Origin of the sequence: Rhizobium sp. BR 317 (assembly GCF_047445835.1) — a bacterium.
Lineage (GTDB): Bacteria > Pseudomonadota > Alphaproteobacteria > Rhizobiales > Rhizobiaceae > Rhizobium > Rhizobium paranaense.
This window is the reverse complement of record NZ_JARWLB010000006.1, coordinates 155,750-172,256: the sequence shown is the minus strand read 5'-3', so window position 1 is coordinate 172,256 and position 16,507 is coordinate 155,750. Positions and strand designations below refer to the sequence as shown.

Genomic DNA, 16,507 nt, shown 5'->3' with positions numbered 1-16,507 from the left:
TTTCCTCCCTGTGGCCCCACACCACTTCCATGTTGTGTAAACCTTTACATAGTTTGTGTAAAGGTTTACATCATTGCATGTTGCACAATTTTACGCGGTCGCCTTTGATCTCCGCGGAAGTCTGTGTAGTGTCCGGTCCGAGACGAGACCCAAGGCAGAGCGCAGTGTCTAATTCCACGCCCGCAACTATCGAAGACGTCGCCCGCATTGCCAATGTTTCGATCGCAACGGTCTCGCGGGCAATCCATATGCCTGAGAAGGTCGCGAACTCGACGCGCCTGAAGGTCAACCAGGCAATCGCGGTCACGGGTTACACCACCAATGCCATGGCGCGCAGCCTGCGGCTTGGTCGGTCGAACATGATCCTCGTGGTCGCACCCGATATCGGTGACCCCAATTTCTCCAATATTCTCATCGGTTTGGAAAATGAGGCACGCTCGCACGGCTATGGCATCCTGATCGGCCACACGCAGAACGATGCTCAACGCGGGCTGGAATATCTGAAATTCCTGAACTCCAACCAGGCCGCTGGTTTGATCCTGTTCACCGGTATCCTGCCCTTCGGACATCAGACGATGACGGCCCGGCTTCCGCCGAGCGTCGGCGTCTTCGAGCCGGTCTTCAATGGGGGCATCCCCTATGTCGGCGTGGACGATATCGCCGGGGCGCGCAAGGCGATCGACCTCCTGATTGCCGAGGGTCATCGGAAAATTGCATTCATCGGCGATTCGCGCACCCGCCTCGCCTATAGCCGGCGGCGGATGGGCTATGACGCTGGGCTCGATGCCGCCGGTATCGGTACCGACCTCCGCATTGTGTTCGAGGGCGACGGCACTATCGAGAGCGGAAGGCTGGCCGTCGAGCAGCTTTTCATGCGTGACACGCTGCCGACAGCCTTCATGTGCGTCAACGATCAGACGGCCATCGGCGTGATGATCGGACTGAAGGCGCGCGGCTACGACATTCCGGGGGATTTCTCGGTGACCGGCTTCGACGATGTGCCGCAAGCCGTTTTCATGTCGCCCTCGCTGACGACGATCCGGCAGCCGCGCACAGCCATCGGCAAGCATGCGATGGCGCTCCTGCTCGAACTCCTGTCGGACGGCCAGCCGGCCGAGACGGAGATCCTGCTACGGCCCGATCTGGTGGTGCGCAACTCGGTCTCGACACCATCGCGCGCCCGGCGATAGGGACACGTCGCCATGCCGATCGGCAGACTCGTCCTCTACGCCMGCGATATGGAAGCGACGATCGGCTTTTACGAAAAACACTTCGGGTTCAGGCCGCTTCGACAGGACGGCGATCGAATTGTCGAGTTGCTGGCACCGGACGGCGGCGCCAATCTGATGATCCATCCCGCGGCAAAGACGCAGAAGATGGGTCAATCATTGGTGAAACTGGTCTTCGACGTCGAGCATGTCGAAGCTTTCCGCACCAAATGCGCCAGCGATGGGCTCGAATTCGGGCCTGTGCATCAGGCTGACGGCTACGTGTTCGCCAATGCCAAGGACCCCTGCGGGAATTCCATATCCATTTCGAGCCGCGCATTCAGGCGGTAATGTGGGAGGCGGTGGATCACCGCCTCCCACATTTTGACGATCAAACGTAACGATTGACGATGTTTTCCAGGAGTTCCTGCTTGCCGGATTTCGGCTGCGGGTTGATGTCCTTGCTCTCGACCCACTGTGCGATCTGGTCGAGGGAGTATTCGCCGCGGAGCAGCTTCTGTCCTTCAGCGGAATCCCAGCCGGCATAGCGGTCGGCAAGCGGCTGCGACAGGGCCTTGTCCTCGATCATCTTGGCAGCAGCCTTGAGGCCGCGAGCACAGCAATCCATGCCGCCGATATGGCCGATCAACAGGTCTTCCGGATCGAGCGACTGACGGCGCAGCTTGGCGTCGAAGTTGGTGCCGCCGGTCTTGAAGCCACCGCCTGCCAGAACGTGGTAGTAAGCGAGCGACATTTCCGGAACATTGTTCGGGAACTGGTCGGTATCCCAGCCGGACTGATAGTCGTTGCGGTTCATGTCGATGGAGCCGAAGATGCCAAGGGCATTGGCAAGCGCCAGTTCATGCTCGAAGGAATGGCCGGCAAGGATCGCGTGACCCTGCTCGATGTTGACCTTCACTTCGTTTTCCAGGCCGTTCTTCTTCAAGAAGCCGTAGACGGTCGCGACGTCGTAATCATACTGATGCTTGGTCGGTTCCTGCGGCTTCGGCTCGATCAGGATCGTGCCCTTGAAACCGATCTTGTGCTTGTACTCGACCACGAGGTTGAGGAAGCGGCCCAACTGGTCCAGCTCACGCTTCAGGTCTGTGTTGAGCAGGGTTTCGTAGCCTTCGCGGCCGCCCCATAGAACGTAGTTTTCACCACCGAGCTTGTGCGTTGCGTCCATGCAGGTCTTCACGGTCGCGGCCGAGAAAGCGAAGACATCCGGATCCGGATTGGTCGCAGCACCCGACATGAAGCGGCGGTTGGAGAAGAGGTTCGCCGTACCCCAAAGCAGCTTGACGCCCGTTTCGGCCTGCTTCTGTGCGAAGTAGTCAACGATCTCGTTGAGGTTCTTAGTATTCTCGGCGAAATTCTTGCCTTCCGGGCGCACGTCGGCGTCGTGGAAGCAGTAGTAAGGCGCACCCAGCAGGTTGAAGAATTCGAAGGCAACATCGGCCTTCAGCTTGGCCGCTTCCATCGTGTCCTGGAACCATGGGCGGAGGAAAGTCTGGCCACCGAAGGGGTCGCCGCCCGGCCAGGTGAAGGTGTGCCAATAAGCAACGGCAAAACGCAGGTGGTCTTCCATGCGCTTGCCGAGAACCACTTCTTCCTTGTTGTAGTGACGGAAGGCCAGCGGATTGGTGCTCTCGGGGCCTTCGTATTTCACTTTCTTGATGTCACCAAAAAATCCGGTGCTCATGTCCTGTCTCCTTGGGTTTGGGATATTTGCTAGTGTTCTTCATTTGTCGGTAACGCCCCCTCATCCGACCCTTCGGGCCACCTTCTCCCTCGTGGGGAGAAGGTATGGGCGGCTACCGCAAGCTCCGTCGTTCCCTCTCCCTCCGGGGAGAGGGCTAGGGTGAGGGGGTCTCACCTCAAACTATGCTCAGCGCCTTGATCGCCGGATAAAGCGCCCGGTAGCGCTTGTAGGCGTCGGCATAGGCATCCGTCAGCGAAGCGACCGGATCGATCGTGCCGGCGGTTTTCGGCGGTGTGCAGACCTCGACCGGGTCGGCGCCGGTTGCCGCGATCAGGCCGAGACGGGCGGCACCGAAAGCGGCCCCGAAATCGCCGTCGGCCGGCAAATCGACGGGAACGCCGAGCGCGGTCGCGATCGAGGCCAGCCAGTAGCGTGAGCGCGAGCCGCCGCCAATGGCGGTGACGCGGGCGATATCGGTCCCTGCCGAGCGCAGCGCTTCCAGATTGTCACGAATGGCGAAGCTGACGCCTTCGAGCACCGCCTGCGTGAGCACGGCGCGGCTGCTCTCATGGCCGAGACCGATGAAAGCGCCACGGATGGTCGCATCATTATGCGGAGTGCGTTCGCCGGAAAGGTAGGGAAGGAAGGTGACGCCAGACGGTGCCTTCAGCGTATCCCCGACTTCACCGGTGAGTTCGGCGGCCGATTTGCCGGTGACACTCGAATGCCAGTTCAACGCATCCGTCGCCGACAGGATGACGCCCATCTGGTGCCAGGTGTTCGGCAGCGCGTGGCAGAAGGCATGAACGGCGCTTTCCGGCTTCGGCAGGTAAGAGCCGTTGGCGGCAAAGAGCACGCCGGATGTACCGAGCGACACAAAGGCGGCGCCATGGCTGACTGTACCCATGCCGCAGGCCGAAGCCGCGTTATCCCCTGCCCCGCCGGCCAAGACGACGTCGCCGGAAATACCCCAGCTCGAGGCCAGTTCGCCGCGCAGCTTGCCGGCGGCTTCCGTGCCTTCCACCAGCGTCGGCATCTGCTTTTCATCGAGATTGGTCGCGGCGAGCAGCTCGGAAGACCATTTGCGCTTGCCCGTATCCAGCCAGGAGGTACCGGCGGAATCGGACATTTCCKACATATGTTCGCCCGTCAGCCAAAGACGCAGATAGTCCTTCGGCAGCAGCACCCAACGCACCTTGGAAAAAATCTCCGGCTCATGCTTGGCGACCCAGGCAAGCTTCGGTGCGGTGAAGCCGGGGAACACGATGTTGCCGGTCAAGGCGCGGAAGCGCGGATCGGCGTCGAGAGCGGCAGCTTCCTGATAGCTGCGCGTGTCGTTCCAGAGAATGCAGGGACGCAGCACCTTGTCGTCGGCATCGAGCAGCGTCGCGCCGTGCATCTGGCCGGATAGGCCAATACCCCGCACCGCAGCCAATTCCTTCGGATGCGCCGCCTTCAGGCCGGCGACCGCTTCCTCGGTGGCGCGAATCCAGTGCGCCGGCTCCTGTTCCGACCAGCCCGGATGCGGACGCGACACGTCGAGCCCGCCATTGGCCGATCCGATGATCTTCTGGTTGCCGTCGATCAGCATCGCTTTGACGCCGGACGTTCCGAGATCAAGACCCAAATACATCAGATGTAACTCCCTATGCTCTGCCGCAGATTTCGATGGTCAGGGCAGATTGTCCTTCAAGAAAATGTCGAGGCGGATGCGCTCCTGGCCGGCAATCACATCCTGGCCGTCCGCCGTCGCCTTCATGACGCGTATGGCACTGCGCACCTCATGGCCGGCGTCCTGGTTGAGAACGGCATCGATGGTGCCGTCCAGCAACGCGATGCGGGTGTGTTCGGTCAGCTCGTGCACGACGACCGTCAGCTCGCGCCCCTGCCCGGTCTCCTTCAGTGCCCTAAGCAGACCGCGATTACCGGCGCCGAGGCTATAGATGCCGATGATACTGTTGCTGCCGGACAGCGCCTCGGAGACGAGCGTGTTGGCGATTTCCGGATCGTCACGGCCTTCGAGCACCGGCAGCAGGCGCAATTGCGGAAATTCCGCTGCCATGACGGAGGAAAATCCTTCCAGGCGCTCACGATGGTCGCGCACCAGCATGGACCCGGCGAGAACGGTGATGTCGCCCTTGCGCCCGCCGAGAAAACGGCCGAGCAGCCGGGCAGCCGTCCGGCCTGCGGCAATATTGTCGACGCCGGCATAGTGGTGCCGGGTGGAACCGGTGAGATCGGAAACGAGCGTGACGACGGGGATGCCTGACGCTACCAGCCGATCGACGGCGGCGCGCACCTCCGGCGCGTCGGTTGCTACCAGGGCCACGCCGGCGAGCTCCTGCCCCTGCAGCGCGTCAAGCTCGGCTACCAGCGCCGGCGGGTCGAAGGCCGGCACTTCCACGATGCKAATTTCAGTGCGATCGAAGGTCGAACGCGTCATCGCCTGGCGCACTTCGCCATAGAGGCCGTGCATAAAGGAATTGTCGCCGGTCGGCAGGATGAAGACGAGCGGATAGACACGGCCCTTGGCAAGATTGGCAGCTGCCACGTCACGGACATAGCCGATGTCACGGATCGCAGCTTCCACCTTCTCGCGCGTCACGAGACGCACGCCCGGGCGCCGGTTCAGTACACGATCCACAGTCGCAAGGCTAACGCCCGCGGCAGCGGCGATATCGTAAACGGTGGGTCTCATCAGCTCCTCCTGATGAAATCCTTACTGCGAATTCTGATGTACGTAAATCAAAAATTTTCGAAGCCTGAAGTTTCCTGTCGATCAGCACGAAAGGAAAAAGGCTTCTCGATCCGAGAAGCCTTTTAATTACAGATGGATAGTAGAAAAATGGTTAAGCCTAGTGGCCACCGCCGCCCGCGCCTTTCGGGGGCGCATTCGGTTTGCTGAGCATCAACACGCCAACGATCATCGCCAGGAACAATACCGTCAGCATCAGGAAGACGTCGCCGAAAGCCATGATGACCGCCTGTTGCTCCGCCATGTTGACCAACTGCTTTAATGCCGCCTGCGCACCGTCCAGGCCGTTGGCATCAAAATTGGCCGTCATATTGTGGATCTTGTCGATGGCGGCGGGGCTCCCCCAATGCACATGATCGCGCAGATGCATGTAGTGGGTGTCCTGGCGGGTACTAAGCACGGTATTGATGATGGCGAGCCCGACGGCACCGCCGAGGTTGCGGGTCAGGTTGAACAGGCCGGAAGCCCCGCGCATGCGGGCGGGAGGCGTGGTTCCGAGCGCAATGTTGTTGATCGGCACCATGCACAACATCAGCCCGAAGCCACGAAGAATCTGCGGAATGAAGAGCTCCCAGAAATCCCAGTCCGTCGTCAGGCCGGTCATGATCCACGTTCCGGCCGCGAAACTGCAGAAGCCGATGATCATCATGATCCGCAGATCCATCTTGCCGGCAAGAATACCGGCGAGAGGCGCGGTGAAGAACATTGCGAGGCCCGAGACGAACATCGTCTCGCCGATCATCAGCGAATCATATCCGCGAATCCGGCCGAGATAGACGGGATAAATATAGGTCAGACCATAAAGCCCGATGCCCATGACGAAAGAGAACATTGAACCGAACGCGAAGTTCTTGTTGCCGAAGGCCCTCAAATCGACGACGGGAAACTCGACGGTAAAGGCCCGGTAGAAGAAGACGAGCGCGGCAATCGCGGAGGCGATCGCTGCAATCACGATATAGTTGTCGTTGAACCAGTCGTTGGTGTTGCCCTCTTCAAGCACATATTCCAGCGCGCCGAGAAACAGCGCCATGGAAAACAATCCCCACCAGTCGAACTTCTTCATCAACGACAGCTCCGGCTTGTCGAAGTCGATGAAATTCCAGGTGACGAGGGTGACGACGATGCCAGGGCCGATATTGACGAGGAACAGCCAGTGCCAGGAAAATGCGTGGCTGAGATAGCCGCCGACCGTCGGGCCGATGGTCGGGGCAAGCGTTGCGATCAAACCGATGATCGGCGACACGACGTTGCGCTTCGATGGCGGAAAAATGGTGAAGGCAGCCGCGAAAACCGATGGAATCATGCCGCCGCCGATAAAGCCCTGCAGCGCACGATAGACGATCATCTGATCGATGTTGGTCGCCGTGGCGCAAAGGCCGCTGGCGATGGTGAAGCCGGCAGCGGAGATCGCGAAAAGATATCGTGTCGAGATGATGCGAGCCAATGTTCCCGAAAGCGGGATCATGATGACTTCAGCGATCAGATAGGCCGTTTGCACCCAAGGAATTTCATCCGAGCCGGCGCTGAGGCCAGCTTGGATTTCACTGAGAGAGGCGGAAACCACCTGGATGTCCAGGATCGACATGAACATGCCGAGCACCATCGCAAAGAAAGCGATGAGCTTACGGGGGTCCATGTGATCCGCCGCTGGCGCGACGGGACCGGCTGTCGAACCTACGGTCGCTGCTGTCGAGGCCATCGGCGCTCTCCGAATTTAGTTACTCGCCAACCCGACTCGATCGGGCGCAGTGCGGGTATCGACATCGACGACGACACTCAGACCGGCACGCAGACGACCGCTGTCGAGTGCATCCTGCGGCAACGCGATACGAACCGGCACGCGCTGGACCACCTTGGTGAAGTTGCCGGTCGCATTTTCAGGCGGCAGCAGCGAGAAGACCGAACCGGAAGCCGGCGAAATCGACTCTACCGTGCCKACGATCGGATGATCGCTGTAGGCATCGACATGCACGTTGACCTTGGAACCGGCAACCAGATGCTGGATCTGCGTTTCCTTGAAATTGGCGTCGATATAGAGCTGGCGGGTCGGAACGATCGCCATCAGCTTCTGGCCGGGCGAAACGAGATCGCCTTCCTGAACCGAACGGTTGCCGACAACGCCGTCATAAGGAGCCTTCAGCACGGTGAAGGAGAGATCGCGAGCAGCCTTGTCGCGAGCGGCCTCCAGGCCCTTGATCGTGCTTTCGGCCTGACGGCGCTGCGCCTGCAGCAGATTGATATTGGCCTGAGCCGACGCAATGGCGGCATCGCCGCCGACGAGATTGGCCTTGGCCTGATCGAGGGCGATATTGGCGCTGTCCAGCGACGCGGTGGTGCCGACGGACTTCGACTGAAGTTCGGCGGCGCGGGTCTGGGTGATCTGCGCACCGCGTACCGTCGCTTCCAACGCGACCTTCTGGGCCTGCGACTGGGCAAGCGCAGCCTGGCCGGCGGCAATCTGCGCGTCGATGGTGTGCAGCGACAATTGCTCGGTGTCGAGCGAAGCCTGGGCCTGCTCGAGCGCGAGCTTATAGTCGCCGTCGTCGAGCGTGGCGAGCACATCGCCCGCCTTGACCAACTGGTTGGCAACGACGTTMACCTTGGCGACATAGCCCGTCACCTTCGGCTGGATGGTCGCGATGTCACCTTCGATATAGGCGTCGTCGGTCGATACCAGGAAACGGCCGTTCGTCCACCAGTCATAGCCGTACCAGCCGCCGGCGACGAGCGCCACAACGGCAACGATCGGAAGCACCAGGCTGCGCCGCTTCTTCTCGGCCGGCGGTGGGGCCGCCTGAACCGGAGCAGCAGGCGCAGCCTGGGCGGGGGGTGGGCTGTTGGGCTTTTCCGCGGCAGGAGCCTCGGCGGATGCGCCGGTATCCGGAGCCTCCACTTCGACATCATCAACGATGCGCGCTATATTGTTACTATGACTTGATGACATTGCTCTACCACCGGACATCTGGGTAAAATAATCGAACCGAACGGTTCAGTTCAGTTCAGTTGACATAGATCGTTTTTCATTCCATATCAAGTCTTATCGAACCACCCGGTTCGATTTAATTAACGAATCTGATTAAGATTCAGGAAAAGTGATCGAGCGAAGGAGACGATGAAGCACGAACCGCAAAATGTCGCCGTCTTGAACGCACCTGCTTCAGGGGGGCGTTGGGCCGCCGGAGAAGACCCCGTCAAACGCCAGCAGATTCTGGATGGTGCTACGCGTGTCTTCATGAAAATGGGGTTCGATGCCGCGAGCATGAACGACGTCACGCGCGAAGCAGGCGTCTCCAAGGGCACGCTCTACGTCTATTTCGCCAATAAGGAAGACTTGTTCTCCGCCATGATCGACAGTGAGCGGGCGCGTTTCGTCGAGACCGTACGCACCGCACTTGCCGATGACATCGATGTGGCAACCAGTCTTTATGAATTCGGCATGGTGTTCGTGACCCATGTCACATCGGACAAGACCATCAGCGCCATGCGCACCGTCATTGGTGTTCGCGAACGCATGCCAACCCTCTGTCAACGCTTCTTCACCGGCCCGGAAAATCTGCGCACCGTTTTGCGCGGCTTTCTCGAACGCCAGGTTGCGGTCGATCGCCTCCGCATCGAGGACTTCGATATGGCCGCCCGCCATTTCCTCGACATGGCCAGCGGCAGCTATTTCAAGCTGAGACTGTTCGGCGACATGGATTTCCCTCCCTCGAAAGATGAGATCGACTATGTCGTGCGCGGCGCCGTTCGCGTCTTCATGGCGGCTTATGGTAACAATCGGAAAGATCAGGCCTGACCGCCTTCCGATAGCCAGCGGATAGCCACCGCAATCCCGCAATCGCGATCAAACCCGGTAGCCGGTCGGCGCCTAACAATGGGCGCGCAACCAGGGAATCGAACATGAGCGCGATCGGAAGAGCAATATGGTTTATCGAAAGCCACTTCTCGTCTGATATCTCGCTGGACGAGATTGCCGATACGGCTGGCCTGTCGCGCTATCATCTGTCGCGCGTCTTCGGGCTCACCACCGGCCATTCGATCAGCGGCTACGTCAGGGGCCGGCGCCTTAGCGGGGCAGCTCTTGCGCTGATCAACAGCTCATCGACCATTCTCGAGGTTGCCCTCGATGCGGGCTATGGCTCGCATGAGGCTTTCACCCGTGCCTTCCGCGAGCAATTCGGCATGACGCCGGACAGTTTGCGCAAGCAGGGGCACGCCCGAAACCTTGTTTTGCTGGAGCCGATCAGAATGGACGACACCCGCCTCCCCAAACTCGATGCGCCACGTTTCGAGACCCGCCCCGCAATGCTGCTTGCCGGCCTTGCGGAAACCTATGCCTGTGAAGCCACACAGGGGATTCCCTCGCTATGGCAGAAATTCAATCAGCATTTCGGCCATATTTCCGGCCAAGTGGGCAATGTCGCCTATGGCGTCTGCACCCAGAATGAAGGCGACAGCGAAAGCTTCCGCTATATGTCTGCCGCCGAGGTCACTTCGGACGACGATCTGCCGGAAGGCTTTACGACCCTGAAACTGCCACAGCAGCGCTATGCCGTCTTTACCCATCGCGGCCATATTTCCGGCATCTCCGCCACCGTGCAGCAGATCTTCGGTGATTGGCTGCCGCAATCCGGTCACCAGCACGGCGGCGTGCCAGACATGATGGAGCGTTACGACGACCGTTTCGACCCGCGCACCGGCATGGGCGTAACGGAGATCTGGATTCCTCTGAAGGCATAGAAATATGCGCGCCGTCCGCGAAAATAATGGCGGCGCTTGCACCTGCGATTTCGCTCCTTACATAAACGATCGCTATCAAGGAGCCGGAGCTGGGGGTCAGCGTCGGCAGACGCTGACCAGAGGAAAAATTCATCGATGGATATTGTTGGTTTGGTGCAGGACCCGAGCGCATGGGTTGCGCTTGTCACCCTCGTCGTCATGGAGGTGGTTCTCGGTATCGACAACCTCATCTTCATCTCGATCCTGACCAACAAGCTGCCGCCCGAACACCGGGAAAAAGCCCGCCGGATCGGCATCGGTCTCGCCTTGGTCATGCGCCTTGCCCTGCTCGGCACTGTCGCCTGGATCGTGCAGCTCACCGAACCGGTCTTCGAAATCTTCGGCCAGGGCTTCTCCTGGAAGGACATGATCCTGATCAGCGGTGGCCTGTTCCTGGTCTGGAAGGCAACCAAGGAAATCCATCACAATGTCGACCCCGCCGAACAGGGCGAGGATTTCATCGCCAAATCGACCACGACCGGCTTTGCCTCGGCTATTGGCCAGATCTTGCTGCTCGATCTCGTCTTTTCAATCGACAGCATCATCACGGCCGTCGGCATGACGCCGCATCTGCCGATCATGTTCATCGCCGTCATCGCCGCTGTCACCGTCATGCTGGTAGCMGCCACGCCGCTCGCCAACTTCATCGAGAAGAACCCGACCATCGTCATGCTGGCGCTCGCCTTCCTGCTGATGATCGGCACGACACTAATCGCCGAAGGCATGGGCTTCCATGTTCCCAAGGGCTATGTCTACGCCGCAATGGCCTTCTCCGCCGTGGTCGAGGCGCTGAATATGCTGGCACGAAACCGGCGGAAAAAGCTATCCGGCGGCCATTGACGGGAAATATCCGCACCCAAAACGGGTGCGGCCATCAATCCTGGACGTGGACGTCGACCGACTCGCCGATATTACCGCGTCCGTAAATATCGACCTTGATCCAGACATTGCCGCGAGCGATCAGGTTGGCGGCATCACCGGCGATATTGCCGCTTGCCAGCATGGCTTCCAGCTTCTGGCGATTGGATGCCTCCGAAAAGAAGCTGTCGCCCTCGTCGCCGCGATCACGACGGCGATAGGCATAATAGTTGGCGCGATCCTGCCGGATAATCTGCCAAGGCAACGTCAGACGCTCTCCCTTGGAATTATAAAGATCGTCGTTGCCTATATAGGCACGATAGGACTCGATCAGATGTGTCGAGCTGTCACGCGTAATGGTCGATTGGGCCGCTGCTGCGTCGAACATGGCGGTCGCCAATATGAAGCTTAAAACTAGTTTCTTCATTGTTTTCCTCGCGGTGAACGATTGAAGACCTATGTCGTCACTGCCGCGAAAATTGCAAATAAAATTCGACAAGCGAGCCGCTTTTATCCCCCTGGTTTTATGAAGGGTAAAAATGCCTGGCGAAATTGAGAGATCGGCTCGAATCGATGCGACGCAAGGTCGGCACCTCTGCCCGGGCAATCCGGCGGCGCAGTTTCCCTTGACGTTACCCGTTGAATATGGCCTAAGGCCTGCCAAACGGAAAACGCGGGATTGAAGCGGCAAGACGCCCTTTTCCGGCCGGTTTCCTGATCCAGATAAACATCTCCAGCCGGGCAGCGCTTATCCCAAGCAGCGGCCTGGCTTTTTCTGACGGGCAAACAAGATGACAACATCAGGCGTTCGCGTCCGCATCGCACCCTCCCCCACCGGCGAGCCGCATGTCGGCACCGCTTACATCGCGCTGTTCAATTATCTCTTCGCCAAGAAGCATGGCGGCGAGTTCATCCTGCGTATAGAAGACACGGACGCGACACGCTCGACGCCGGAATTCGAAACCAAGGTGCTCGACGCGCTGAAATGGTGCGGCCTGAAATGGTCCGAAGGCCCCGATATCGGCGGTCCCTACGGTCCCTATCGCCAGAGCGACCGCAAGGACATCTACAAGCCCTTCGTCGAGAAGATCGTCGACGCCGGCCATGGCTTCCGCTGCTTCTGCACGCCCGAGCGCCTGGAAAAGATGCGCGAAGCCCAGCGCGCCGCCGGCCTGCCGCCGAAGTATGACGGACACTGTTTGAACCTGACGGCCGAGGAAGTCTCGACGCGCGTTGCCGCCGGCGAGCCGCATGTCGTGCGCATGAAGATCCCGACCGAAGGCTCCTGCAAATTCCATGACGGCGTCTATGGCGATGTCGAAATTCCGTGGGATGCAGTCGACATGCAGGTCCTGCTCAAGGCCGACGGCATGCCGACCTATCACATGGCCAACGTCGTCGACGACCATCTGATGAAGATCACCCATGTCGCGCGCGGCGAGGAATGGCTCGCTTCGGTGCCGAAGCACATTCTGATCTATCAGTATCTCGGCCTCGAACCGCCGCAGTTCATGCACCTGTCGCTGATGCGCAATGCCGACAAGTCGAAGCTGTCGAAGCGCAAGAACCCGACGTCGATCTCCTATTACACCGCGCTCGGCTATATTCCCGAGGCGCTGATGAACTTCCTCGGCCTGTTCTTCATCCAGATCGCCGAAGGTGAAGAACTTTTGACCATGGACGAGCTTGCCGAAAAGTTCGATCCGGAAAACCTCTCCAAGGCCGGCGCGATCTTCGATATCCAGAAGCTCGACTGGCTGAACGGCCGCTGGATCCGCGAAAAGCTCTCGGAAGAAGAGTTCCAGCATCGTGTGCTCACCTGGGCGATGGAAAACAGCCGGCTGCGGGAAGGCCTGAAGCTGTCGCAGTCGCGCATCTCCAAGCTCGGCGAACTGCCCGACCTGACCGGTTTCCTGTTCAAGTCCGACCTCAATCTCGATCCCTCGGCTTTTGCCAAGATCAAGTCGACGCCGGAAGAGCTGTTGGAAATCCTGAACACAGTGCAGCCGGACCTCGAAAAGATCCTCGAATGGAATGTCGAGACGATCGAAGCCGAGCTGCGCGCCATTGCCGACCGCATGGGCAAGAAGCTGAAGGTGGTGGTTGCTCCCCTCTTCGTGGCCGTCTCGGGCTCATCGCGCTCGCTGCCGCTGTTCGACAGCATGGCGATCCTCGGCCGCGCCGTCGTGCGCCAGCGGCTGAAACTTGCCGCCCAGACCGTTGCGACCCTCGTCGGCCCGAAGAACTGAACCGGACTTAGAACCATGAACGACAAGACCGAAACCGCCTCCCTCTCGTCCGATGCTACGGAAGTCCGCGCGCAGAAGCTGAAGCTGCTGCGCGAGCAGATCGGCGACGTCTATCCGGCCCACTTTCACCGGACACTGACCAACGCTGAACTGGCGGAGAAATACGAGGGCCTGGAGCCGGACACCGAGACCACGGATGTCGTCACCGTCGCCGGCCGCGTCTATTCCTCGCGCAATTCCGGCATGTTCATGGATATCCACGATGCGTCGGGCAAGATCCAGATCTTCAGCCACAAGGACGTAACCGGCGAAGAGGCCCGTGCCCTGCTGCCGATGATCGATATTGGCGACATCATCGGCGTGACAGGCGTCGTGCGCCGCACGAAGCGCGGCGAGCTGACGATCAATGCCCAGCAAATCACCATGCTGACGAAGTCGCTATTGCCGATGCCGGAAAAGTGGCACGGCCTGTCCGACATCGAGCTGCGCTATCGCAAGCGCCATCTCGACATCATGACCAATGAAGAATCGAAGCTCCGCTTCCAGCAGCGCAGCCGCATCGTCTCCGGCATCCGCCGCTTCATGGAGAATGACGGCTTCATGGAAGTCGAGACGCCGATGCTGCATTCGGTCTATGGCGGCGCCACCGCCGAGCCCTTCAAGACGCATCACAACACGCTGAAGCTCGACATGTACCTGCGCATCGCGCCGGAACTGTTCCTGAAGCGCACGCTGGTTTCCGGCCTCACCGACAAGGTCTTCGAAATCAACCGCAACTTCCGCAACGAAGGCGTCTCCACCCGGCACAATCCCGAATTCACGATGATGGAGTGCTACTGGGCCTATGCCGACTACGAGGACATCATGGACCTCGTCGAGCGGCTGTTTTCGACGCTCGCCATGGCGATCCATGGCAGCACCGAATTCGCCTTCGGCGACAAGCAGATCTCCTTCAAGGGTCCGTTCCGCCGCGTACCGATGCCCGATGCCGTCAAGGAAGCCACCGGGATCGACTTCCTGGCGATCAAGACCGACGAAGAAGCCCGCGCCGCTTCCAAGGCTGCCGGCTTCGCCGTCGAGAAGGACGCGACCTGGGGCGAATGCCTTGCCTTCATCTTCGAAGAGAAGGTCGAGGGTACGCTGATCCAGCCGGCACACGTCACGCATTTCCCGAAGGACATCTCGCCCTTCGCCAAGGAAGTGCCGGGCGAACCGCGCCTCGTCGAACGCTTCGAGACCTATTGCAACACCTGGGAACTCGGCAACGCCTTCTCGGAACTCAATGATCCGGAAGAGCAGCGCGCCCGCATGGTCGAGCAGCTCGAACAGGCCCATGCACGCGGCGAGAAGCAGAAGGCACTGGACGAGGAATTCCTCGACGCCATCGACCAGGGCATGCCCCCTGCCGGCGGCCTCGGCATCGGCGTCGACCGCCTCATCATGCTGCTGACCAATTCGCCGTCGATCCGCGACATCATCCTCTTCCCGGCGCGGCGCAGCAAAGCCGATTAAGACGATTTCGTACAGACGACAGGCCGCCCGGCTAAGCCATGGCGGCCTTTTTTCGTTGGGCCATTGCTTGCGGATTGCGTATAAGTCCCCCAACGCGCGGCGAATCCTCGCCATCCGGAAACAAGAGGCACGAAACATGACTGAGAACGAAAACCAGACCGCGGACGCCGATCATGAACGGCAGCGCCTCGCCGATCTCGCCGAAATCGGCGATGTCGATCTGGCGCAATTCGCGCCGGGCACGTTCGGTTGCCATGAGGCGATGCATACGACCTCGCTCATGCTCGACATGACCGACGACCATCTCTTGCAACACCCCGCCATCCTCGCCATTCCGGAATTCTACCGTCTCGCCGGTGACGTCCACGAAGCACTGTTCGCGCTTTATCAGGCGATCGGCGAGAAACATCTGGCGGATTGAGGGAATACCTTGGTCCCCGTAAGGCCAAGAATGCCTACCTTCAATTCGTGACCGGTGACCGCCGGCTGCTGGCGCCTGTCATGGTCGGATCCAGACCTGGCGATGGCGCCGCATCCGGTTGGGTCGCGTCGGCGCCAATGAAGCTGCCGGTATTGTTGCCCTCGGGCGGAAGACTGCTTTTTGACGCGGGAGGATTCTGTTCAGGAGGCGTCGCCGGCGTATCCTCTTTTTCCTCGCGGGCGACGGCTTTCTGTTCGGCGGCCTCGGCGGCTTTCTGTTTGTCCTTCTTGGCGCTGCCGCCGCCCTCGTTCTCGGCCGCCAGCGGATTGTCGCAGTCGCTGTGATCCTGCAGCGCCGCCAGCGCCTCATCGATATCCTTGGGCAGCATGTTGATCTGTTCGCCATAGAACAGACCTTGGGCGCTCGCACCGCCATTATAGTAGCGCGCCGTCACCGGCTCTTCGGCGGCGCCATCGGCGATCTTGTCGGGATGCGGCACATAGACGACGTCAGCCCCCAGCGCCCGACCGCGAATATCGGACCGTAATGTCGGGCCGTTCTGATCGAGAACGACGACCTGAACAAGATCCGGTTTTTGCTCGTCATAGACTGCTTTGGCAACGCGAAGCGCCGTTTTGACGCGCGTCAGACCATCGGTCGGATCAGTGCGGATATATTTGCGCACCCAGACCCGGTTTTCCTTGCGGATGGTAACGAGGTTGACGTCGCTGCATTTCAAGCCATTCGGGGAGGCCGAGGCAAGACCCAGAAGCTTGTCCTTGCCGATATAAAGCGCGAAGACGCCGGAGCAGCCTATCAGCAAGGCCACTCCGCCGATGATGAAAACAAGCTTCCGGGATGGCCGGAAAATGTGCAGTAAGGCGCTCACGCCAACTGCTCCACCATAGAGCACTCCAACGCGACAAGATGATCAACTCTCACGTTAGGGATATCGCGTTTCGGAATACTTAAAGAAGAGGTGAATCTTGCGCCGCTCGCATTTCCGTTACCAAAAAAGGTCCAAGC

15 protein-coding genes are annotated in these 16,507 nt (G+C 59.8%); 8 read left to right on the top strand and 7 right to left on the bottom strand.

What is annotated here, in order from left to right; translation table 11 throughout:
• Positions 1-164 precede the first annotated feature (164 nt).
• Both QD357_RS12030 and QD357_RS12025 read left to right on the top strand, forming a co-directional pair.
• The gene (locus QD357_RS12030; protein ID WP_107109267.1) at positions 165-1,190 is read left to right on the top strand and encodes a LacI family DNA-binding transcriptional regulator; all 1,026 of its coding nucleotides are present in this window, start codon (positions 165-167) and stop codon (positions 1,188-1,190) included.
• Positions 1,191-1,202: 12 nt separating this feature from the next.
• The gene (locus tag QD357_RS12025) at positions 1,203-1,559 is read left to right on the top strand and encodes a VOC family protein (protein WP_414124378.1); all 357 of its coding nucleotides are present in this window, start codon (positions 1,203-1,205) and stop codon (positions 1,557-1,559) included.
• Positions 1,560-1,599: 40 nt separating this feature from the next.
• On the opposite strand, the gene xylA is transcribed toward QD357_RS12025, so the two are convergent.
• The 5 genes from xylA to QD357_RS12000 all read right to left on the bottom strand — a co-directional run bounded on the left by xylA (position 1,600) and on the right by QD357_RS12000 (position 8,609).
• Complete coding sequence (gene xylA / locus QD357_RS12020; RefSeq protein ID WP_107109269.1) at positions 1,600-2,910, bottom strand: xylose isomerase; 1,311 nt, start codon at positions 2,908-2,910, stop codon at positions 1,600-1,602.
• 175 nt (positions 2,911-3,085) lie between these two features.
• Positions 3,086-4,543, bottom strand: a complete 1,458-nt coding sequence (xylB, locus tag QD357_RS12015; RefSeq protein WP_414124377.1) for a xylulokinase — start codon at positions 4,541-4,543, stop codon at positions 3,086-3,088.
• 39 nt (positions 4,544-4,582) lie between these two features.
• Positions 4,583-5,608: a LacI family DNA-binding transcriptional regulator gene (locus tag QD357_RS12010; RefSeq protein ID WP_414124376.1), complete on the bottom strand. Its 1,026-nt coding sequence runs from the start codon at positions 5,606-5,608 to the stop codon at positions 4,583-4,585.
• Positions 5,609-5,765: 157 nt separating this feature from the next.
• A complete protein-coding gene (locus tag QD357_RS12005; RefSeq protein ID WP_107109272.1) occupies positions 5,766-7,364 on the bottom strand; it encodes a DHA2 family efflux MFS transporter permease subunit in 1,599 nt (532 codons plus the stop codon).
• A 15-nt stretch (positions 7,365-7,379) separates the two neighbouring features.
• A complete protein-coding gene (locus QD357_RS12000) occupies positions 7,380-8,609 on the bottom strand; it encodes an HlyD family secretion protein (protein ID WP_107109273.1) in 1,230 nt (409 codons plus the stop codon).
• A 168-nt stretch (positions 8,610-8,777) separates the two neighbouring features.
• Here QD357_RS12000 and QD357_RS11995 point away from each other — a divergent pair, with 168 nt between their 5' ends.
• The 3 genes from QD357_RS11995 to QD357_RS11985 all read left to right on the top strand — a co-directional run bounded on the left by QD357_RS11995 (position 8,778) and on the right by QD357_RS11985 (position 11,281).
• Positions 8,778-9,458 (top strand): TetR/AcrR family transcriptional regulator, encoded by a 681-nt coding sequence (locus QD357_RS11995; RefSeq protein WP_107109274.1) that lies wholly within the window; start codon positions 8,778-8,780, stop codon positions 9,456-9,458.
• Positions 9,459-9,562: 104 nt separating this feature from the next.
• On the top strand, positions 9,563-10,402 hold the full coding sequence (locus QD357_RS11990) for a GyrI-like domain-containing protein (protein ID WP_107109275.1): 840 nt from the start codon (positions 9,563-9,565) through the stop codon (positions 10,400-10,402).
• Between the two features lie 135 nt (positions 10,403-10,537).
• A complete protein-coding gene (locus tag QD357_RS11985; protein ID WP_107109276.1) occupies positions 10,538-11,281 on the top strand; it encodes a TerC family protein in 744 nt (247 codons plus the stop codon).
• A gap of 34 nt (positions 11,282-11,315) precedes the next feature.
• Here QD357_RS11985 and QD357_RS11980 read toward each other — a convergent pair whose 3' ends face one another.
• Entirely contained in the window at positions 11,316-11,726 is a 411-nt protein-coding gene (locus QD357_RS11980; protein ID WP_107109277.1) for a hypothetical protein, read from the bottom strand.
• A 364-nt stretch (positions 11,727-12,090) separates the two neighbouring features.
• Between QD357_RS11980 and gltX the strand changes: the two genes are divergently transcribed.
• The 3 genes from gltX to QD357_RS11965 all read left to right on the top strand — a co-directional run bounded on the left by gltX (position 12,091) and on the right by QD357_RS11965 (position 15,481).
• Positions 12,091-13,548 carry a glutamate--tRNA ligase gene (gltX, locus tag QD357_RS11975; protein WP_107109278.1) on the top strand — a complete coding sequence of 486 codons (1,458 nt, stop codon included), beginning with the start codon at positions 12,091-12,093 and terminating at the stop codon, positions 13,546-13,548.
• Between the two features lie 15 nt (positions 13,549-13,563).
• Entirely contained in the window at positions 13,564-15,060 is a 1,497-nt protein-coding gene (lysS, locus tag QD357_RS11970) for a lysine--tRNA ligase (protein ID WP_107109279.1), read from the top strand.
• A 136-nt stretch (positions 15,061-15,196) separates the two neighbouring features.
• Complete coding sequence (locus QD357_RS11965) at positions 15,197-15,481, top strand: hypothetical protein (protein WP_107109280.1); 285 nt, start codon at positions 15,197-15,199, stop codon at positions 15,479-15,481.
• Positions 15,482-15,521: 40 nt separating this feature from the next.
• On the opposite strand, the gene QD357_RS11960 is transcribed toward QD357_RS11965, so the two are convergent.
• On the bottom strand, positions 15,522-16,370 hold the full coding sequence (locus QD357_RS11960) for a hypothetical protein (protein ID WP_107109281.1): 849 nt from the start codon (positions 16,368-16,370) through the stop codon (positions 15,522-15,524).
• Positions 16,371-16,507: the final 137 nt, after the last annotated feature.